This is a genomic window from Klebsiella sp. CTHL.F3a (assembly GCF_019890895.1).
GTDB classification, from domain to species: Bacteria; Pseudomonadota; Gammaproteobacteria; order Enterobacterales; family Enterobacteriaceae; genus Klebsiella; species Klebsiella grimontii.
Window position 1 is genome coordinate 4,905,206 of sequence record NZ_CP082360.1, and the last position, 20,817, is coordinate 4,926,022.

Sequence of the window (20,817 nt, forward strand, 5' to 3'; positions counted from 1 at the left end):
ATTTTTTCGTTAATTATTCAAAGATTACGATGATATCAAAGGTACCGTTATGTACGATAATCTGAAAAGTCTTGGTATTACCAATCCTGATGAAATCGATCGCTATAGCCTGCGGCAGGAAGCCAACAACGACATTCTGAAAATCTACTTTCAGAAGGATAAAGGCGAGTTCTTCGCTAAGAGCGTCAAATTCAAATATCCGCGTCAGCGCAAAACCGTGGTCGCCGACGGCGTGGGCCAGGGATATAAAGAAGTCCAGGAAATTAGCCCTAACCTACGCTATATCATCGACGAATTGGATCAAATCTGTCAGCGCGATCGTACCGAAATCGATCTGAAACGTAAGATCCTTGACGATCTGCGTCACCTGGAAAGCGTGGTGACCAATAAGATCAGCGAAATCGAATCCGATCTGGAAAAACTGACCCGCAATAAATAAGTTGAGCCCTGTTCCCGGCGTTAATCCTCCTGGCCGGGAACGGTATTCTATCTCTGCTCATCGAGCTGCAGCGCAATATACAGCAGCAGACGATCGTCAAAATTGCCTAAATCCAGCCCCGTCAGCTCAGAAATGCGGTTCAAACGGTATTCCAGCGTATTGCGGTGAATAAACAGCGCCTTTGAGGTCGCCAGCGGCTGCACGTTGTGACGAAACCATGCCTGTAAGGTGCGGCGCAGCAGACCGTTGTTATCCATCGCCTTCAGGCGAACCAGCGGGCGCGCCAGTTCATTGGCCTGCCAGCCGCCGCGCAGGCTATCAAGCAGCACCGGCAGCATCAAATCCTGGTAGAAATAGCTGCGGCTCTCCGGCATCCGCTGCTTGCCGACCATCATCGTGGTCCTGGCGGTGCGGTATGAACGGGCGATACTGCCCGGCCCGGTAAAAAAGTTTCCCAACGCCACGCGAAAACGCAGCTGACCATTCTCTTTCATCCGGCTGATCAGCTGCTCGACCCGTTTGCAATGATCTTCCGCATCCCAGCGGCCAAAGGCATTCAGCGCGGGTTTCAGCACCACCATTTCCGTCAGCGAGACAATGGCCACCAGATTATTACGGTCCGGCGTGGTCAACGCGGTCTGGAGCTGCTGCAGCTCCGCCATCGCGCTATCTACGCCCAACTGGCCGCTATCTACTTCTATCATCGCCACCACGCGAGGCTGATTGAGATCGATCCCCAGACGCTGGGCCCACTCGGTCAGCGCCGGGGTGTTCTCTTCCGCCTGAATCAGGTTCATAACCAGCTCTTCGCGCAGACGGCTATCCTGGGCCAGAAGATGCATCAACCGCGATTGTTCCAGCATCATCTCGGCGGTCATACAAACCAGTTCACCGTATTTACGCAGCGATTCCGGTTCGCCGGTCAGGCCGATGACGCCGACGATCTCCCCTTCCAGACGCAGCGGCAGGTTGATCCCCTGGCGCACGCCGTGCAGATGTCGGGCAACAGCATCATCAATATCGACAACGCGGCCCTGAGAAAGTACTAATAGCGCGCCTTCGTGCAATTCACCAATTCGCTCGCGGTCTCCGCTGCCGATAATGCGCCCGCGGGCATCCATTACGTTAATATTGGTATCAATGATGCGCATCGTACGCGCCACGATATCCTGCGCCATTTTGGTATCAAGATGCCAGCCAGCCATGTAACCCTCCCGTGAGCAGGCGACCAGCATAAAAGAGTTGGCAACACGCCGCATTGTGCATTCGCACAAAGGCGGGACAAGATGTATGGAGTTGTGGAAGATGTCACAGAACGAAAAGGGAAGCTCCGGAAGAAATAAAAAGCCCCTTCTCTCCGCAAGGAGAAAAGGGGCTTTGCGAACCGTCAGAAATTACTGCATCAGCAGATAAATCGACGTATCGCCGCGCTGGATATTGAGGGCCAGAACCGACGGTTTGGCATCAAAGATTTTGCGCAGGTCGGCGATATTTTTCACCGGCTGCTGGTTAGCGCCAACGATAATATCGCCTTTCTTCAGGCCAATCTGCGCCGCCGGCGTTCCCGCTTTCACATTGCTCACCACGACGCCTTTGTCCTGGCCTTTGTTGCTCATTTCAGCACCTTCAATACCGTTGAAGATAGTGCTTGAATCAACCTGATTCTGGTTGCTTTGCTGTAGCTCAACGGTCACCGTCACCGGCTTACCGTCACGCAGCAGGCCAAGCTCGACTTTGCTGCCGATCGGCATGGTGCCCACCTGGGCACGCAGCGCGGCAAAGCTGCTGATCGACTTACCGTTCAGAGTCGTAATCACGTCACCGGCTTTAATCCCCGCTTTCGCGGCCGCCGAGTTCGGCATCACCTGGCTGACGAAGGCGCCGCGCTGAGCGTCGACTTTCATCGCTTTCGCCAGTTCGGAATTCAGCTCGGTCCCCATGATGCCCAGCTCACCGCGTTTAACCTGGCCAAATTTGACCATCTGATCGGTCAGGTTTTTCACCATGTTGCTCGGAATAGCGAAACCGATACCAATGTTGCCGCCGTCCGGCGCCAGAATCGCGGTGTTGATACCGATCAGCTCGCCGTTGAGGTTAACCAGCGCGCCGCCGGAGTTACCGCGGTTAATCGCCGCATCGGTCTGGATAAAGTTTTCATAATTTTCAACGTTCAGGCCGCTACGACCTAATGCGGAGACGATCCCCGAAGTGACGGTTTCGCCCAGACCAAACGGGTTACCGATCGCTACGGTATAATCGCCGACGCGCAGGGCGTCAGAGTCCGCCAGCTTAATCGCGCTCAGGTTTTTCGGATCCTGAATTTGAATCAGCGCAATATCAGAACGCGGATCTTTACCCACCACTTTCGCGTCGAACTTACGTCCATCGCTCAGCTGAACTTTGATCGTGGTGGCGTTATCCACCACGTGGTTGTTGGTGACGACATAGCCTTTAGCGGCATCGATGATCACCCCGGAACCGAGGGCCATAAATTTCTGCTGCTGGCCGCCATCGCTACCCGGCGCGCCGCCCTGCCCGCCGCCCTGACAGAACGGAGAGCTTTGGAACGGAGAACCATCCTGACAGAACGGCGAATTATCGCCAAAGAACTGCTGGAAGTTACGCGGCATCCGCGGCGTATTAACGGTGGTGCTCCCCTCAACGTTAATGCTCACGACCGACGGCATCACTTTTTCCAGCATCGGGGCCAGGCTTGGCATTTGCTGCGCATTAGTCGCCGAAGAAGCTGTTTCCGCCGCGCTCGCAGAGAGAGGGGACAACGCCAGACCTAAACTCAGAGCCAGGGCACTCATTGCTAACGTGGTTTTTTTCATATGTTTCAATCTCGATTTCAGATAACGAATAGTTGCTGTGTTGGTGACTATCAGAGTCATTTTATAGCGCGAAGTTCCGGAATGAAGTTTGGGTAAAAGTAAAAATTTATTGTCCGTCTTTACAAAACTCACCCTTATTCTACGGCCATCAATCGTCGATATTCATCCCATGCATACAAGTCGGTCATGCCGCTGATATAGTCCTGAATGAGACGACAGCGATAATAATATTCCAGCACCGGGAATTCCGGATTATTGCGCGAAATTTTATTTACCGCCTCTACGTAGGCCAACCGATGACGAGTCGAAAGCTTCTGGAAAAGACGTGATGCAATCGGTAAACTTCTCACCCGCTCTTTTTCCACCAGCAGACTAAACTCATCCAGCGATAATTTTAGCAACGGCTGATAAATATCGAGTAAACCGCTAATAACACGATAGCCCTGAAGTTCCAGCTGTTCGACGTCAGGATGGCTAAACACATGTTTTACCGCAACATTTTTATAAAGTTCAAGCAATTGACTGCAATCGCTGTCATCCTCCAGCAGCGCATGATTAAAATCGCCGCTAAAAATCTTCGGCAGATTATCAATAAACCGACGCGCCGCGTAGGGTACCAGCCTATTGAGCGTATTTACCCGTAAATACATAAAAAATTGATCTTCGGTACTCCGGCTAAGAGAATTCGCACGCGATTTCTCCCAGGCGTTTTCGACAACTTGATTAAACAAGGAATCTTTTTCGTGAACGCCCCAGGCTTCATAGAGATGCTGATAAAGCTGCTCTACGCTGAAGATGCGTTTTTCTACCGCATCTTCAAGGTCGGCGACGCAATATGAGATGTCATCCGCAGCTTCCATAATCCACGTTAATGGGAAGCGATTGTAAGGGGCCAGATCAAGTTCTTTACGCAACCTCGCAACATAGCCCTCTTCGGCTAAATAATAACCGGGTTTTTTCATTAAATAATTGTGGCTGGCCGGCGGTTCCCCGCGCCACCATGCCGGACGCGTATATTTTAGAATACAGCCCACCTGCGCCCAGGTCAGATTCATTCGCATCAGCGTATGCACTAAGCGAATGCCCTGGGCATTGCCTTCAAACCAGCATAAATCCTGGCGAACCTTACGCCGCAGCTCATTCAGCTGGCTATCGCCTTCCTGCAGGCGCAGCGCCGCGACCCCGCAGCGATCGTCGGTTAACGGCTGGCTGGCCGCATCGCCGGGGAAAAGCCGCTGGCTGAACCAATCGTTAATGGCCGCCTCGCCAAAATGGCCAAAAGGCGGATTGCCGATATCGTGCATCAGGCAGGCCATTTCAACGATGCTTTCGAACGGCCCGGTGAGCTCATCCAGCCCGTAGCTCTCCAGCAGCTTCTGTTCTTTCAGGCGGCTCAGCACCTCTTTAGCGATATAGCGGCCAACCTGTTGAACCTCCAGGGAGTGGGTCAGACGGGTTCGCACCGCGGCGTTGCGCTCCAGCGGGAAAACCTGGGTTTTCTGCTGCAACCGGCGGATCGCCGGAGAGTTGATGATGCGCCCACGATCGCTTTCGAAAATTCGCAGGATTTCACGCTCCGTCTCAACGCCCTGCGGTGAACGATAGCGGCGACGCCAGTTAATCTTGTTGCGAAAATCGATCTTAGCCATGATCTCCCCCGAGCGAGCAATAACGTTTCCTTCTAAGCGCATGATAGACTATGCCGCTAAAACCCACACATCGCGAGTAAATCTATGAAAATCGGTATTATTGGCGCAATGGAAGAAGAAGTTACCCTTCTGCGCGACAAAATCGACAACCGCCAGACCCTCACTATCGGCGGCAGCGAAATCTACACCGGCCAGCTTCAGGGTATTGACGTCGCTCTGTTGAAATCGGGTATTGGCAAAGTGGCCGCCGCCATGGGCGCGACCCTGCTGATGGAGCACTGCAAGCCGGATGTGATTATTAACACCGGTTCCGCGGGCGGTCTGGCATCAACCCTGAAGGTCGGCGATATCGTCGTCTCCGACGAAACGCGCTATCACGACGCGGACGTCACCGCGTTTGGCTATGAGTATGGCCAGCTGCCGGGCTGCCCTGCCGGTTTCAAAGCCGATGATAAGCTGATTGCCGCCGCGGAGACCTGCATCAAGGCGCTGAACCTGAATGCGGTACGCGGACTGATCGTCAGCGGCGACGCCTTCATCAACGGTTCTATTGGCCTCGCAAAAATCCGCCACAACTTCCCGCAGGCCGTCGCGGTAGAAATGGAAGCCACAGCCATCGCGCACGTCTGCCACAACTATGGTGTACCGTTTGTTGTCGTTCGCGCGATCTCTGACGTTGCCGACCAGCAGTCGCATCTGAGCTTCGACGAGTTTCTCGCCGTTGCCGCGAAGCAATCCACCCTGATGGTGGAAAACCTGGTGCAGCGCCTGGCCCGTGGCTAAGTCGCTCAACGCGGCGCTTGCCGTCCTGTTGCTGCTCGCCCCGGCGTGGCTTTTCGCCGCGCCGCGGGTGATTACGCTCTCTCCTGCCAATACTGAACTGGCGTTTGCCGCCGGCATTACGCCGGTTGGCGTCAGCAGCTATTCCGATTATCCCCCCGAAGCCGCAAAAATAGAGCAGGTTTCCAGCTGGCAAGGGATGAATCTGGAACGCATCGTCGCCCTCAAGCCCGACATGGTGCTGGCGTGGCGCGGCGGCAACGCTGAACGTCAGGTGAATCAGCTAAGCTCGCTCGGGATAAAAGTCATCTGGGTCGAAACGGCGACCATTGAAGACATTATCGCAACGCTTCGCCAACTGGCGCAGTGGAGCCCGCAGCCGGAAAAGGCGCGGCAGGCGGCGCAGAAAATGCAGGACGAGTACCAGACCTTAAAAGCCCGCTATGCGAGCGGGCCGAAAAAACGCGTTTTTTTACAGTTCGGCGCCAGCCCGCTCTTTACCACCAGCAAAGGATCGATTCAGGATCAGGTTCTGACCCTGTGCGGTGGAGAAAACATTTTTGCCGCCAGCCGGGTTCCCTGGCCGCAGGTGAGCCGTGAACAGGTACTGGCAAGGCAGCCTCAGGCCATTGTCATCGCCGGCGACGCCAGTCAACTTCCCGCCGTTGAGCGCTATTGGCAGAATCAGCTAAAAATTTCGTTTATTGCGCTACATGGCGACTGGTTTGAACGCGCGAGCCCACGTATTATCCTCGCCGCAAAACAACTCTGTACTGCGCTCGAGCAGATAAAATAACCACCTGCTAACCCAGGTGCTCAGAACCTATCCCACCAGGCGCAATTGTTGCAGCCAGTTTGGAGGACAGCGCGGAGCAACCGCAGCGTACACGCAGTACGTGAGGTTCGTAAGCGCTGACCAGGGTCAAACTGGCAAATGAAATAACCTGATGGGATAGACAATAAGTGGGAACTGACGATGCTTGTCTATTGGCTGGATATTATTGGCACCGCCGTGTTTGCCATCTCCGGCGTCCTGCTGGCTGGAAAGCTGCGCATGGACCCTTTCGGCGTGCTGGTATTAGGCGTGGTTACCGCGGTGGGCGGCGGGACCATTCGCGATATGGCCCTTGCTAACGGCCCGGTATTTTGGGTTAAAGATCCTACCGATCTGGTGGTGGCGATGGTTACCAGCATGTTCACTATCCTGCTGGTGCGCCAGCCGCGCCGGTTACCTAAATGGGTACTGCCAGTGCTGGACGCCGTTGGTCTGGCGGTGTTTGTCGGTATCGGCGTCAACAAAGCCTTTATTGCCCATAGCGGGCCCCTGGTGGCCGTCTGTATGGGCGTCGTCACCGGCGTCGGCGGGGGGATCATCCGCGATGTGCTGGCGCGCGAAATCCCGATGATACTGCGTACGGAAATCTACGCGACGGCCTGCATCGTTGGTGGCATCGTGCATGCGACGGCGTACTACACTTTTCAGGTTCCGTTAGAAAACGCGGCGATGATAGGTATGGTGGTCACGCTGGTCATCAGGCTGGCGGCAATCCGCTGGCATCTGAAGCTGCCAACTTTTGCGCTTGATGAGAATGGGCGGTAAGAAAAGCAAAACGGTAACCTTAACGTTACCGTTTTTAGCGTTGGCTCCCTCTCTCTGCGGGAGAGTTCAGGGGAGGCCGCGCTATCTTTAGACGCTGAACGAGGAGCCGCAGCCGCAGGTGCTTTTCGCATTCGGGTTGGTCACGATAAAACGTGAACCTTCCAGACCTTCGGTATAATCGACGGCGCCGCCGACCAGATACTGCAGGCTCATTGGGTCAACCACCAGGCCGACGCCCTGCTTCTCAATAGTCATATCGCCTTCGTTAACCTGATCGTCGAAGGTAAAACCGTACTGGAAACCGCTGCAGCCACCGCCGGTGATATATACGCGCAGTTTCAGGTTGGGATTGTCTTCATCAGCAATCAGGTCTTTTACTTTAATCGCTGCGGCTTCGGTAAACTCCAGCGGCAACGCTACGTCATCACTCATTTTATGCTCCCATTGATACTTCTGACCGGTTAAAGAATAACCCGACCTTTTGAGCCATTATCCAATACCCGAGTAAATCGTTCAAGTATTCTCCCCGCCGACCGGCTGCGCCTTGGCTTCCTGCTCCGCCTTTTGTTTTGCCAGGGTGCGCTGCAGGATTGTCGAGTATAAAGGCTTACCGCCGAGGAATTGTGCCAATAGTGTTGCGCCGAGACAGGTAATAATCATTGGCAAAATGAGCTGATAGTTATCGGTCATCTCCAGCACCAGAACGATGCCGGTCAACGGCGCGCGGACCGAGGCGGCGAGCAGCGCGCCCATCCCGGCGATGGCAAAGGTTCCTGCATCCAGATGATAGGCCGGAAACAGCGGCGTCGCCGCCATGCCAAACGCCGTCCCCAGCAGCGTCCCCAGCGCCAGCATCGGCGCAAAGATACCGCCGGGCGCGCCGGAAGAGAAGCAGAGCAGCGTGGTGATCACCCGCGCGATAAAAATAAACAGGAGCAGGCCAACGGAAAAATTGCCCGCCGCGGCGATAGGGATCAGGTTAAACCCGCCGCCGGACGCCGTTGGCTGAATCAGCCCCAGCACGCCGCAGCTGCCACCGATCAGGCCGCCAATCAGCACCCACTTTTTGATATTGCCGCCGTGGATCCGCTGGAACATATCCTGGGTACGCAGCACCAGCGTATTAAACAGTGGGCCAATGCAGCCAAAAATCATCCCGAGGATCAAATACAACCACAGGGTGTTGACCGGCGCATTGCTGAGCTTACCGACCTCAATAACCGCTTTATCGCCGTTGAAGATACGGAAAACAATGGTGGCCATAATCACGCCGGTAAACACGGCTTTAATAGAGATCAGATTGTAGCGAAACTGCGGGCGCATCTCCTCAATGATAAACAGGATCCCGGCGAGCGGCGCGTTAAAGGCAGCGGAGAGCCCCGCCGCGGCGCCGGTCGCCAGCAGCGTATGGCGCGCTTCCGGACTGCGCATGCGGAACACGTCCACCACCATGCGCCCCAGATTGCCCCCGAGCTGGACCATCGGCCCTTCGCGTCCCAGCACCATTCCCGCGCCCAGCGTACCCATCCCGCCGATAAACTTCACCGGCAGCACGCGCCACCAGCGGACGGGACGCAGCTCTTCCAGCGCGCCTTCAATTTCCGGTATCCCGGAGCCGCCCGCTTCCGGCGCAAAACGCCGCACGAGGAAATAGCCCACCATCGCCAGCAAAGCGGAGAGAATAAAGGCCAGCGGCCACACCAGAAACCAGTGGTCAGCCACTTCTACCAGCGCGCCAATACGCAGGTTCTGCACCCAGTTGACGCTTTTCTCAAACGCGACGCCTACCAGCCCCGCCAGCGTTCCGACAACAGCGGCCATTAATAACACCGCCAGCGGCGTCTTATCACGCTGAATCAACCGACGCACGGCATCGCTGCGGCGAACGCGTACGAACTGATGTGCTGAAGAAGAGGGATTTTCTGCTTTCATGCCATTATCAATGATGAGTAATACAAATAGAAAGAAAGGCATTCTAGCCAACCGGACAAGCGCCGTCGTCAAAAAAATGCGCTGCGAGCCCATTGTTTCAATTGGGCAAAACTTTCATACCTAAATAATTCGAGTTGCAGGAAGGCGGCAAAAGAGTGAATCCCGATGAGCTTACTCTGGTAAGTGATTCGGGTGAACGAGCGCAGCCAACACACCTGCAACTTGAAGTATGACGGGTATATAACCTTCCTGGAATAACTTAGAATAACCGACAAAACATTTTTCACGAACCAGGACCCAGGCAATGAGCAAATCTGAAAATCTGTATAACGCTGCGCGTGAACTTATTCCCGGCGGCGTGAACTCTCCGGTACGTGCCTTTACCGGCGTCGGCGGTACGCCGCTGTTTATCGAGCGCGCCGACGGCGCTTACCTTTACGACGTTGATGGTAAAGCGTATATCGATTATGTCGGTTCCTGGGGCCCAATGGTGCTGGGTCACAACCACCCGGCCATCCGCAACGCGGTCATTGAAGCCGCCGAACGCGGTTTAAGCTTTGGCGCGCCAACCGAGATGGAAGTCAAAATGGCGGCGCTGGTTACCGAACTGGTCCCGACCATGGATATGGTCCGCATGGTGAACTCCGGTACCGAAGCGACCATGAGCGCCATTCGCCTGGCCCGTGGCTTCACCGGCCGTGACAAAATCATTAAGTTCGAAGGCTGCTACCACGGCCACGCCGACTGCCTGCTGGTGAAGGCCGGCTCAGGCGCGCTGACGCTCGGCCAACCGAATTCGCCGGGCGTGCCGGCGGACTTCGCTAAACACACCCTGACCTGCACCTATAACGATCTGTCCTCGGTTCGTGCCGCGTTCGAGCAGTACCCGCAGGATATCGCCTGCATCATCGTTGAGCCGGTGGCCGGTAATATGAACTGCATCCCGCCGCTGCCGGAGTTTCTGCCAGGCCTGCGCGCGCTGTGCGACGAATTCGGCGCGCTGCTGATTATCGATGAAGTGATGACCGGCTTCCGCGTGGCGCTGGCCGGCGCGCAGGATTACTACGGCGTGGTGCCGGATCTAACCTGCCTTGGCAAAATCATCGGCGGCGGTATGCCAGTAGGCGCATTCGGCGGCCGTCGGGAAGTGATGGATGCCCTCGCGCCGACCGGCCCGGTTTATCAGGCAGGCACCCTCTCCGGCAACCCCATCGCGATGGCGGCAGGTTTCGCCTGCTTAAGCGAAGTGGCGCAGCCCGGTGTGCACGAGACGCTAACCGAACTGACCAACCAGCTGGCTCAGGGTCTGCTGGACGCCGCTCGCGATGCCGGTATTCCGCTGGTGGTGAATAATGTTGGCGGCATGTTCGGCATTTTCTTTACCGACGCGCCAACCGTGACCAGCTACCAGGACGTGGTCAAATGCGACGTAGAGCGTTTCAAACGCTTCTTCCACCTGATGCTGGAAGAGGGCGTCTATCTGGCGCCGTCGGCGTTTGAAGCTGGATTTATGTCCATCGCCCACAGCGAAGAAGATATCGACAACACCGTTGCCGCCGCGCGTAACGCCTTCGCGAAGCTGTAACTCTGATTGCCGGGGCTGCTCAGCCCCGGCAATGCCTCTCCGAAGTGCTGTACTCTTTGAAAATCAATAAGCGGCTTATAACATCGCGACACCCGCCGGGCATCGCGATGCGGAAAAGCTACCGGCTCTGTTTTCTTAATAGATAGATAAAGTACGGCGCACCAATAAAAGTCGACAACAAGCCCGCCGGGATCTGGTACGGGAACAGCATCATTCGGCCGCACCAGTCGGCGAATACCAGCAGCACTCCGCCAATCAGGCCAGAGATCACCATATGCGGTATCGTACGCCGGAAGCCCATCATACGCGCAATATGCGGCGCCATTAGCCCCACGAAACTGAGCGGACCAATCGTCAGCGTCGCGGTCGCGGTCAAACATGCCGCCAGCAGCAGTAGCCCAATGCGTGACGGCGTCAGCGCCATACCGACCGCCCTCGCCGCCTCGCCGCCCAGCGGCAGAATCGTCAGCCAGCGGCGGCAAAGCGGGGCCAGCGCCAGCAGGATCAGCATCATCACGCCGCTGCGCACCACCAGCTCCGGCGTCGCACTGTAGGTGGAGCCGGAAATCCATGTCAGGATCTGCGCCATTCGCGGATCGCCGCTGGCCTGCAGCATCATCAGCAGCATGGTAAACGCGGTGCTCAGCGCCATCCCCGCCAGCAGCATACGGTGCGGCGAAAATCCGCCGCGCCCGGCGGCAATCAGAATGACCAGCAGCGTCGCCGCCGCACCGAGGCTACCGGCGGGCAGCAGCCAGCCAAAGGCATTTCCCGGCACCAAGAACAGCATCAGCACCACGCCGAACGCCGCGCCCGAGCTGATGCCGAGCACTTCCGGACTGGCCATTGGATTTCCGGTTAAGCGTTGGATAATGCAGCCCGCTACCGCCAGCATCACGCCAGCGAACAGCGCCGCCAGAATGCGCGGCCAGCGCCAGGGCATCAGCTGATCCAGTAACGTACCGCTGGCCCAGTGCCAGCCCTGCGCATCGCGGCCGAAAGCCAGCGACGCGACGATGGCCAGCAGCAGAATAGCCAGCCCGCCCAGCGCGAACCACAGCACATGTTGGCGTTCAGCCAGCACTTTATCGCCACCGTTCATCACCGGCGCGCTAATGCTGCGCAGGCGCGGCAGCAGCCATAACAGCAGCGGCGCGCCAATCAGCGCGGTCACCGAACCGGTGGAGACCTCCATCCACACCCGGGCCAGCCACAGGATGAGCTGATCGGAGAGCCACAGCAGCAGCGCGCCAATCAGGGCCGCCAGCAGCAGGCGCGATAGCAGTCGGCGAGCGCCCAGCATCTTCGCCAGCAGCGGCGCGAACAGACCGATAAAACCAATAATCCCCACCGCATTCACCAACAGGGCGCTGATGATAATCGCCAGGGTCAACGCCCCCAGCCGCGCCAGCGAGAGCGCCAGACCGAGGTTGCGCGCCACGCCGTCGTCCAGCCCCATCAGGGTCAGCGGACGCAGCAGCAGGAGGGTTAGCATCGCTCCGCCCAGCAGCTGCGGCCACAGCCGCTGCACCACGCTCCAGTCGGTCTGCGTCAGGGTGCCGGTACTCCACAGGAACATACTTTGCAGCTGGTCATGATGGAAGATCGCCATCAGTTGATTAAGCGCGCCGCAGTAGAGACTCACCACCAATCCTGCCAGAATCAACGTCACCGGCGAGAGGCGTTTGCCCCACGAAACGCCAAATACCAGCGCGCCGACAATGCATGCTCCGGCCAGCGCGGCAAACTGCGACGCCAGCACGCCAGGGATTGCCCACAGCGTGGTCACCGTCATGCCTAACTGCGCCCCGGTCGCCACGCCGAGCGTCGTCGGCTCCGCCAGCGGGTTACGCAGCACCTGCTGGAACAGCACGCCCACCAGCCCCAGCCCGGCGCCGACCAGCAGCGATATCGCCAGCCGCGGCAGCAGGCTGTAGTGGAACAGCATCTGGGCAATATTATCGATATTCGGCTGCCACAGCGCCTGTCCCCACTCGCTTCGCGGCAGCGCCACGTTGAGGTTGAACAGCGTTAGCGCCGAAGCCACGCTAAGGAGAATTAAGAGCAGTAATGCCGCCAAAGGCGAAATTCGCGATCTCACGCCGGGCCTCCCTGAGCATCGGCCAGCACGCGGGCAAAATGCATCGCCGATAGCGTCGCGCCATAGAACCATACCGCCGGGACGCGCTGAAAACGCCCTTCGCGAATGAACGGCATCGCCCGCCACAGCGGCGTCGCCATAAGCTGCGCCATCTCTCGCGCATTGCCGTGGTCGAAGCAGATAACGTCAGCGTCTTTATATGCCGCCAGCCGGTCAATACCCACAGTGACGCTACCCCAGAAGGTGGTTTCCCCCTGCCAGGCATTGTTGATGGCAAAACGGTCGAGCACTTCCTGGAACAGGCTGTTATGCGCAAAAACCAGCACGTGCCGGGTATCAAGCAGAGTGATCATCAGCAGCGGACGAGCGCCGCGCCGGGCAAAGCGCGGACGCAGACTCTCCATCAGCGCGTCAAACTCAGCCAGATGACGTTTCGCTTGCTGCTGCTTACCGATCAGTTCAGCCATTTCGCTCAGCGACTGCTGAGCCATCGTCAGCGGGCGCTTACCGTCGCTGAAGGTAAATCCTCGCCCGGGCGCAATACGCGCCAGCTTTTCCGCCGAAGGTCCATACCCCGCCGACCAGACCAGAAACGATGGCTTCATCTGGGTCAGCAGCTCCAGATTGGGCTCTGTGCGCAGCCCGACGTCAATCACCGAGTCAGGTAGCGCCGGTTCATTGACCCACAGCCGGTAGTTAGGGATATCGGCAACGCCGTAGGGCGTGACGCCCAGCGCCAACAGCAGCTCTACCGGCAGCCATTCGAGCGCGACAATACGCTGCGGATCCACTTCCGCCGCCCGCGCGCCGCGCATCTGCCATAGCAGGGGCGACAGCGCCATCGCGGTCAGCAGGCGCCGCCGCGTGATGAATGTGAGGTTTTCCATCAATAGACAAAACTTACCGGCGCTGCGCCAGCCGGATGCGGCAGGATCCCCATCGGGATGCCGTAAATTTGTTCCAGGGTTTCGCTGCGCATCAGCGCCTCGGGCGTTCCCTGAGCGATCATCTCACCGCCGCGCAGCGCAACCAGATAGTCACAGTAGCGCGCAGCCATATTGATATCATGCAGTACGGCGATCACCGTCAGCCCGCGCTGCTGGCTGAGGCGATGAACCAGCGCCAGCACATCCACCTGATGGGCGATATCCAGCGCCGAGGTCGGTTCATCAAGCAGCAGGCAGCGGCTATCCTGGGCCACCAGCATGGCAATCCACGCGCGCTGGCGTTCACCGCCGGAGAGGCTGTCCACCAGCCGGTGGGCCAGCGGTTTTAGCCCGACCAGCGCTATCGCCTCTTCCACTTTCTCCCGATCCGCCGTGCCAAAACGCCCCAGCGCCCCGTGCCACGGGTAGCGGCCGATCGCCACCAGCTCACGCACCGTCATGCCTTCCGCCGGCGGCAGCTGCTGCGGCAGATAGGCGACTTTGCGGGCAAACGCTTTGCTGCCCCAGCTGTCGAGCGGCTGGCCGTCGAGCAAAATATCCCCGTCCGACGGCGGCTGATGGCGGCCAAGCATTTTCAGCAGCGTTGATTTACCGGAGCCGTTATGGCCAATCAGGCCGGTGACTTTTCCCGCCGGGAAGGTTAACGACAGAGGATGCAGCAGCGTTCGGCCGGGCACGCGGAAGGTCACGCGGTCCAGTGAAAACGTCGTATCGGAGTGCGGAATGTTTTCCTGCATAACGGAACCTGGTCAGAGGCGCGGCGAACCGCGCCCGTTAAGTGGTTAGAAACGGAAAGTCGCGGTCGCCACAACCTGGCGCTCAGCGCCCCAGAAGCAGCCATAAGTATTAAAGCAGCTTGCCACATACTCTCGGTCAAACAAGTTGTTCACGTGAAGCGCCACGTTAGAACCCGCCATACCCACGCGGGCCAGGTCATAACGGACTAATGCATCAACAACCGTGTAGCTACCCACCTTAAAGGAGTTCGCTGGATCACCATAGCTGGAGCCAGTGAAACGTGCGCCAGTACCCAATGTCAGTCCAGACAGAGGACCGTTAAATAAGGTGTAGTCCCCCCACAGGGATGCCATATGTTTTGGCACCTGTGCCGGCGTGTTACCTTTGTAGGAGGTATCCGTAGTGTATTGCGCATCGGTATAGGTATAAGAACCGACAACGTTGACACTAGCTGAAAGCGCAGCTTTGGCTTCAATCTCCACGCCGCGCGAACGAATTTCACCACCTTCAACCGAGAAAAGCGAACCTGCAGGATCGGCCATCAGGTTATTGGTTTTGGTCAACTGATAGAGGGCACCGGTAATCACGATAGGACGATCGTTGGGTACGTATTTCACACCAGCTTCGTACTGTTTACCTTTAGACGGAGCAAAAACATTACCGCTTGCGCCGGTCTGCGAGGCTGGCTCAAACGATTCGCTATAACTGAAATAAGGCGTTATACCGTTATCGAACAGGTAGTTAACACCACCGCGCCAGGTAAATTGTTTATCATTTCTGGAGCTCTGCGTAGCGGAAACACGGTTCAACGAATCCTGCTTCGCCCAGTCGTAACGGCCACCCAGAGTAACCAGCACTTTATCCCACTGCGCCTGGTCCTGTACGTAAAGACCCGTCTGTTTCTGTTTATTCAGCACTTGATAAGCACCTGATGGCCCTGGGTGCGAACCAAAATCAAAATCGCTGCGATCGAGATTATAGATATCGGATGGCGTCACTGAACCCGCATAGCCAAACCAGGAATCGATATCGTTACGCATCCGCATGAAATCGACGCCAGTCAGCAGAACGTGATCTACTGAACCGGTTGCGAACTTGCTTTGCAATTGGGTATCGACAGAGAAATTCTGTAATTTTTCATTATCAATAACGTACTGCCGGGTCAGCGTATGGCCCCATTGTGACTGAGGAACACTGGCGCAAGGGCTGGTGGTTGGGTTGCTCGAATAAAGTGGGTCAGAACACATGCCATAGCCGTAGACACTGTTCTGCGAAACTTTATTTTGCGCGTAACGCAGGTTCTGGCGCACCGTAAAGGTATCGTTGAATTCGTGGTCAAAGCTATAGCCAACCATTTTCTCATTACGTGAGTAAGTATTGTTGTTGGCGCCTTCGTTGAAGTCGGTTGGGAGACGATTACCGTTCGGTAGCGGTGACACCGTTCCCTCTTTCGGCAACCACCCGTAGTAACCAGTCTCCGGCTCATTCTGAAAGTAGGAGAGAAACGTAAAGTTAGTTTTGTCATCCGGGCGCCAGCTAAAAGCGGGTGCAATCGCGTAACGTTGCTCCTCAGCGCCCTTCTGCTGTGCATTAGCGGAGCGCGCCAGACCAGTCAGGCGATAAGAATAAACGCCGTCCTCGTCAATCGCATCGCTGAAGTCAAAACCGGTCTGCCATAGATTATCGGTGCCCATTTTAAACTGGACTTCTTTTAGCGGCTCCGTTGTAGGACGTTTGCTGACCATATTCAGCAAACCACCCGGACTGCTCTTTCCGTAAAGTACGGAAATCGGACCGCGCATGACTTCCGCACGCTCCAGCATATAGGGATCAATCACCGCATCATTATAGAAGTTACCCTGCATTTTCAGGCCATTCAGAAAGTTATTCTGGCTTTGGCCATCAGCAGCGAAACCGCGGATGATCAGATAGTCATAAGTATTAGAGGCACCACGCGTTCCCACGGCAACACCAGGCGTATAGCTCAGTGCTTCTTTAACGGACTTCGGTTGATGTAGCGCCATCTCCTCAGCGGTCACCACGGAAATAGACTGTGGCACCTTTTGTATAGGCGTATCCGTTTTGGTTCCGGTGGCCGATTGTCGCGCCGCGATGGTCGCTGCCGGTCCCCAGGCGCTCTCCTGCGGGGCCGGAGCGGCAGTAACGGTAATGGTTTCTTCTTTCGGTTCAACTGCCGCCTGTGCATAAACAGACATGCCGCTAACCGCCGTGGCTACTACAGCTGCGAGTTTACGCAGCGAGTGATTTGGCTGAGCAGTTTTAAGACGCGCCATGGGTATATCTCTAATAGAAGTGAATGATAACGTAAACGAGAATTATTATTATAACGGCTGACATAATAGGCGAAACGATCGCGGCAAGGCAAGAAATATGCCCCTGACGAAATATCAAAGGATGAATAAATAACCAGACGGTAAGTGTGGAGTTAAGCGGGTGTTAATTAATTTATCGATATAAAAAGGCCCCCTAATACTGAGGTATTAGGGGGCCTTTATTTCAGCATCCATTTAAGCGACGAAACGTCGGCTTGAAGGATGAAGCGGATCGTTAATTACTGCCGAACATATCCTTAATCCAGCCCGCGACGCCATCGCTCTTCTCCTGCTTCGGCGGTTGCTGCTGCTGGTTTTGCTGCGGCTGCTGCTGCCCGGACTGATTAAACGGGTTATTCGCCTGTTGCTGTTCAAGCTGCTGCTGTTGGATCTGTTCGCCCTGGCGGCACAGCGCGTCCGGCGTGGTCGTCCATACCGGCAGCGAACGCATGCCGCCGCTGCAGACAAAGTTACCGCTGCCATCGACCCCCATATCCACCACATCTTCCGGCGGCGTCAGCACCAGCGGGGTCGGGGTCTGGTTTGCCAGATAGCGTTGATAAATCGACATCGCGCCGCTGGCGCCGTACAGCTTGGTCGGCTGGTTATTATCGCGACCCACCCAGGTAATGGTCACCTGACCGCCGTCAATACCGGCAAACCAGGTATCAACGTTGTTGTTGGTGGTCCCGGTTTTACCCGCCAGATGCAGACCCGGATACTTCGCGCCCAGCTGGCGACCGGTACCGCGCTGCACAACCTGCTGCATGGTCCATAGCGTCATGTAAGCCGCCTGGGCCGGCACCGCGCGCTCCGCCTGCGGATAGCTCTGATAGAGCACGGTGCCATCTTCGGCGATAACGGACCGCAGCGCTGACAGCGGCGCGCGGTTGCCCCCGCTGGCGATGGTCTGGAACGCCTGCGCCACTTCAATCGGCGTCAGGTTCAACGCCCCCAGCAGCATCGACGGAACCGCGTTCAGCTGATTCTTCGGCGCGCCCAGTTTAGTCCAGGTATCGACCACCGCCGGCAAGCCCAGCGCCATCCCGAGGTTCACCGTCGGCACGTTCATTGAACGCGTTAGCGCGTCGACCAGCATCACTTTACCGCTATCGCTGTAGCGACGGTCGTCGTTCTGCGGCGACCATGTCTGGCCGTTAGACAGACGAATCGAGATTGGCGCATCGGCAATCCAGGTATTGAGACGATACTGGTTCGGCTGGCTCAGCGCGGTCAGATAGGTCGCCGGTTTTGCCAGTGAACCAATCGAACGGCGCGCCTGCATTGCGCGGTTATAGCCGGCAAACTGCGGCTCCGCCCCGCCGACCATTGCCCGCACCTCGCCGGTGAAGCGGTCGACAACCACCATCGCGGTTTCCAGATCCGGCAGCTTACGCTGTTTCTTCAGCGCCGGAATACCTTCCGTCGCCGCCTTTTCCGCCGCATCCTGCGCGACTGAGTCGAAGGTGGTGAAGATCTTCACGCCAGAGAGATCTTTCACTTTGTCGCCCAGTTTCGCCTGCAGCTCCTGGCGCACCATCTGCATAAACGCCGGCTGCGGAGAGATAACCCCGCCGCGCGGCTGTACGCCCAGCGGACGCGCGCTCAGCATGTCATACAGCTCCTGATCGATAACCTGCTGCTGCTGCAGCAGACGCAGCACAAGGTTGCGTCGCTCCAGCGCCAGTTTCGGGTTACGCCATGGGTTGTAGACCGACGCGCCTTTTACCATCCCCACCAGCAGCGCCTGCTGATCGAGGCTCAGCTCTTCCACCGGACGGCCAAAGTAATAGAGGCTCGCCAGCGGGAAGCCGCGGATCTCGTTATCGCCGCTCTGACCGAGGTACACTTCGTTCATATACAGCTCAAGGATACGATCCTTGCTGTAGCGGGCATCAACGATCAGCGCCATATAGGCTTCGTTAGCCTTACGCCAGTAAGAACGTTCGCTGGAGAGGAACAGGTTCTTCACCAGCTGCTGGGTCAGCGTACTCGCCCCCTGCACCGTACGCCCGGCGGTCAGGTTCGCCAGCACCGCGCGGCCAATCGAGTAGAGACTGATGCCGTCGTGTTCGTAGAAATGGCGGTCTTCCGTCGCCAGCAGGGTATCGACCAGCAGATCCGGGAAGCCGTTGCGCTTAACAAACAGACGCTGTTCGCCGTTGGCCGATTGCAGCATGGTGATCAGGCGCGGATCGAGACGGAAGAAACCGAACTGGCGGTTATTATCCATATTCTCGATGGTGTCCAGGCGATCGCCGTTGAAGGTCAGACGCGCGCGCACCTGCCCTTCTTTACTGTCCGGGAAATCGAACGGACGGCGAATCATCTCGATGCTGTTGGCCTGTACCGTATATTCGCCCGGGCGCGTCATCGCGCTCACCTGGCGATACTGCGTGGCGTTAAGCAGGCGCACCATTTCGTTTTTGCTGATCTGCATATCCGGCTCAAGGTTGACCATCCGGCCATAGACCGCGGCGGGCAGATCCCAGACTTTACCATCAATGCGGCTACGGATTTTCTGATCGAGGTAGACGCCATAGGCGGCAATCAACACCGCGCAGACAACCCCAATCTTAATCAGCAGCCATAGCCAGGCGCGTTTACGACGAGGGGGTTTACCGCCTTTGCCTTTTCCTTTCCGCGGCATCGGTTTTTCATCCTCATAGTCATCATCGTAATCGTCATCGTAGTCCTCTTCCCGAACCCGACGACGAGTTACCTTTTGTTTTGCCGGGCGCGAGGGTCTCCCCTTCCGTCCGATCGGCTCGCGGTCATCTCCCGCCATGCTTTTTCTCCGCAACTTACAGGCGTAAAGGCCTGATTCTCAATGTTTCCCCGATTGGGGGAAAGAAGAAATCTCTCAAATTGACGCCCGACCGTTTTGGCTTTCAGGCGACCATTTATGAACTGCGCGACGCGTTATCATGTCGCTCGCATGATTTTCACTTTAAAAATTCACCATACAAATCACATTGTTACCGGCTTCATCGACAGAATAGTTCGGGACACGGTACTTGTTGTCCAGGCGATACAGGATAGCACTAAACCGCGACATTCTTAACCAGCATTTTACATGCTCATCAGGTAACAAAAGGGAAATTATTATGTTTTTTAACAACATAAACATGTCCGTCCGTATCCTTCTACATGCCGCCAAAAGAAAGCGGAACGGCAACGCCGGAAAATAGTATTTCCGCCAGCAAAAAGGAATAACGCAGATGAAAGAAAAGGAATTTAAAAGCGCACAATGATAAAAACGAGAGCCGCTTAACATTTATACCCGTCATACTTCAAGTTGCTTATATGTTGGCTACGCTCATTCCCCCAGTCACATAGTTATCTATGCTCCTGGGGACTCACTCCCTTGCCGCCTTTAAGCAACACGAATTATTTAGGGTATATAATTTGGCAGATTTTCTGATGACTACGGATAAATATTTGTTAAACTGTCAGCCAATTAATTTTTCCGATTAATATATTATGCGCAACTTTATTCTATTTCCGCTGATGGCGGTCGTCCTGCTCTCAGGTTGTCAGCAAAATCGCCCGACAACCCTCAGTCCTGCCGTGAGCGGTCAGGCCCAGCTAGAGCAGCTTGCCTCCGTCGCTGCCGGGGCGCGCTATCTGAAGAATAAGTGCAACCGCAGCGATCTTCCCGCCGATGAAGCGATTAACCGTGCGGCAATAAACGTGGGTAAAAAGCGCGGATGGGCGAATATTGACGCTAATCTTTTAAGCCAACGCAGCACGCAGCTATATCAACAACTCCAGCAGGACAGTACCCCGGAAGCGACAAAATGCAGCCAGTTTAATCGCCAGCTGGCGCCCTTTATTGATAGCCTGCGCGGCAATAAATAGCGCTTATTTTAATTCCGC

General features: G+C 56.4%; 16 protein-coding genes. 6 read left to right on the plus strand and 10 right to left on the minus strand.

The genetic code is table 11. The features are described 5' to 3' along the window. Positions 1–49 precede the first annotated feature (49 nt). Complete coding sequence (locus tag K7H21_RS23045; RefSeq protein WP_004098742.1) at positions 50–439, plus strand: DUF3461 family protein; 390 nt, start codon at positions 50–52, stop codon at positions 437–439. Positions 440–486: 47 nt separating this feature from the next. Here the strand turns inward: K7H21_RS23045 and cdaR are convergent, their stop codons facing one another. The 3 genes from cdaR to dgt all read right to left on the minus strand — a co-directional run bounded on the left by cdaR (position 487) and on the right by dgt (position 4,922). After that, positions 487–1,644 (minus strand): DNA-binding transcriptional regulator CdaR, encoded by a 1,158-nt coding sequence (gene cdaR, locus K7H21_RS23050; protein WP_004098741.1) that lies wholly within the window; start codon positions 1,642–1,644, stop codon positions 487–489. Between the two features lie 189 nt (positions 1,645–1,833). After that, a complete protein-coding gene (gene degP, locus K7H21_RS23055; protein ID WP_004098740.1) occupies positions 1,834–3,273 on the minus strand; it encodes a serine endoprotease DegP in 1,440 nt (479 codons plus the stop codon). A 134-nt stretch (positions 3,274–3,407) separates the two neighbouring features. Beyond that, positions 3,408–4,922, minus strand: coding sequence for a dGTPase (dgt, locus tag K7H21_RS23060; protein ID WP_142446315.1), 1,515 nt, complete (start codon positions 4,920–4,922; stop codon positions 3,408–3,410). An 84-nt stretch (positions 4,923–5,006) separates the two neighbouring features. Between dgt and mtnN the strand changes: the two genes are divergently transcribed. From mtnN to K7H21_RS23075, 3 genes are all read left to right on the plus strand, one after another. Next, on the plus strand, positions 5,007–5,705 hold the full coding sequence (mtnN, locus tag K7H21_RS23065) for a 5'-methylthioadenosine/S-adenosylhomocysteine nucleosidase (protein ID WP_004129100.1): 699 nt from the start codon (positions 5,007–5,009) through the stop codon (positions 5,703–5,705). Beyond that, positions 5,698–6,498: a vitamin B12 ABC transporter substrate-binding protein BtuF gene (btuF, locus tag K7H21_RS23070; RefSeq protein ID WP_004129097.1), complete on the plus strand. Its 801-nt coding sequence runs from the start codon at positions 5,698–5,700 to the stop codon at positions 6,496–6,498. The genes mtnN and btuF overlap by 8 nt, the downstream gene beginning before the upstream one ends. A 180-nt stretch (positions 6,499–6,678) precedes the next feature. Next, positions 6,679–7,302 (plus strand): TRIC cation channel family protein, encoded by a 624-nt coding sequence (locus tag K7H21_RS23075; protein ID WP_004129095.1) that lies wholly within the window; start codon positions 6,679–6,681, stop codon positions 7,300–7,302. 87 nt (positions 7,303–7,389) lie between these two features. On the opposite strand, the gene erpA is transcribed toward K7H21_RS23075, so the two are convergent. Together erpA and clcA are read right to left on the minus strand one after the other, a co-directional pair. Then, the gene (gene erpA, locus K7H21_RS23080; protein ID WP_004098733.1) at positions 7,390–7,734 is read right to left on the minus strand and encodes an iron-sulfur cluster insertion protein ErpA; all 345 of its coding nucleotides are present in this window, start codon (positions 7,732–7,734) and stop codon (positions 7,390–7,392) included. 81 nt (positions 7,735–7,815) lie between these two features. After that, positions 7,816–9,234, minus strand: a complete 1,419-nt coding sequence (clcA, locus tag K7H21_RS23085; RefSeq protein ID WP_032742254.1) for a H(+)/Cl(-) exchange transporter ClcA — start codon at positions 9,232–9,234, stop codon at positions 7,816–7,818. A gap of 304 nt (positions 9,235–9,538) precedes the next feature. Between clcA and hemL the strand changes: the two genes are divergently transcribed. Then, entirely contained in the window at positions 9,539–10,819 is a 1,281-nt protein-coding gene (hemL, locus tag K7H21_RS23090) for a glutamate-1-semialdehyde 2,1-aminomutase (protein ID WP_049113687.1), read from the plus strand. Between the two features lie 118 nt (positions 10,820–10,937). Here hemL and fhuB read toward each other — a convergent pair whose 3' ends face one another. From fhuB to mrcB, 5 genes are all read right to left on the minus strand, one after another. Beyond that, positions 10,938–12,920, minus strand: coding sequence for a Fe(3+)-hydroxamate ABC transporter permease FhuB (gene fhuB, locus K7H21_RS23095; protein ID WP_004129092.1), 1,983 nt, complete (start codon positions 12,918–12,920; stop codon positions 10,938–10,940). Then, positions 12,917–13,807, minus strand: a complete 891-nt coding sequence (fhuD, locus tag K7H21_RS23100) for a Fe(3+)-hydroxamate ABC transporter substrate-binding protein FhuD (RefSeq protein WP_223035391.1) — start codon at positions 13,805–13,807, stop codon at positions 12,917–12,919. Before fhuD ends, fhuB begins: the two co-directional genes overlap by 4 nt. Next, the gene (fhuC, locus tag K7H21_RS23105) at positions 13,807–14,604 is read right to left on the minus strand and encodes a Fe3+-hydroxamate ABC transporter ATP-binding protein FhuC (protein WP_196564773.1); all 798 of its coding nucleotides are present in this window, start codon (positions 14,602–14,604) and stop codon (positions 13,807–13,809) included. Before fhuC ends, fhuD begins: the two co-directional genes overlap by 1 nt. Positions 14,605–14,649: 45 nt before the next feature. Next, positions 14,650–16,899 (minus strand): ferrichrome porin FhuA, encoded by a 2,250-nt coding sequence (gene fhuA / locus K7H21_RS23110; RefSeq protein ID WP_004129088.1) that lies wholly within the window; start codon positions 16,897–16,899, stop codon positions 14,650–14,652. A 274-nt stretch (positions 16,900–17,173) separates the two neighbouring features. Beyond that, the gene (gene mrcB / locus K7H21_RS23115; protein WP_004129087.1) at positions 17,174–19,726 is read right to left on the minus strand and encodes a bifunctional glycosyl transferase/transpeptidase; all 2,553 of its coding nucleotides are present in this window, start codon (positions 19,724–19,726) and stop codon (positions 17,174–17,176) included. A 695-nt stretch (positions 19,727–20,421) separates the two neighbouring features. Here mrcB and pulS point away from each other — a divergent pair. Beyond that, a complete protein-coding gene (gene pulS / locus K7H21_RS23120) occupies positions 20,422–20,799 on the plus strand; it encodes a GspS family T2SS pilot lipoprotein variant PulS (protein WP_004129085.1) in 378 nt (125 codons plus the stop codon). Positions 20,800–20,817 lie beyond the last annotated feature (18 nt).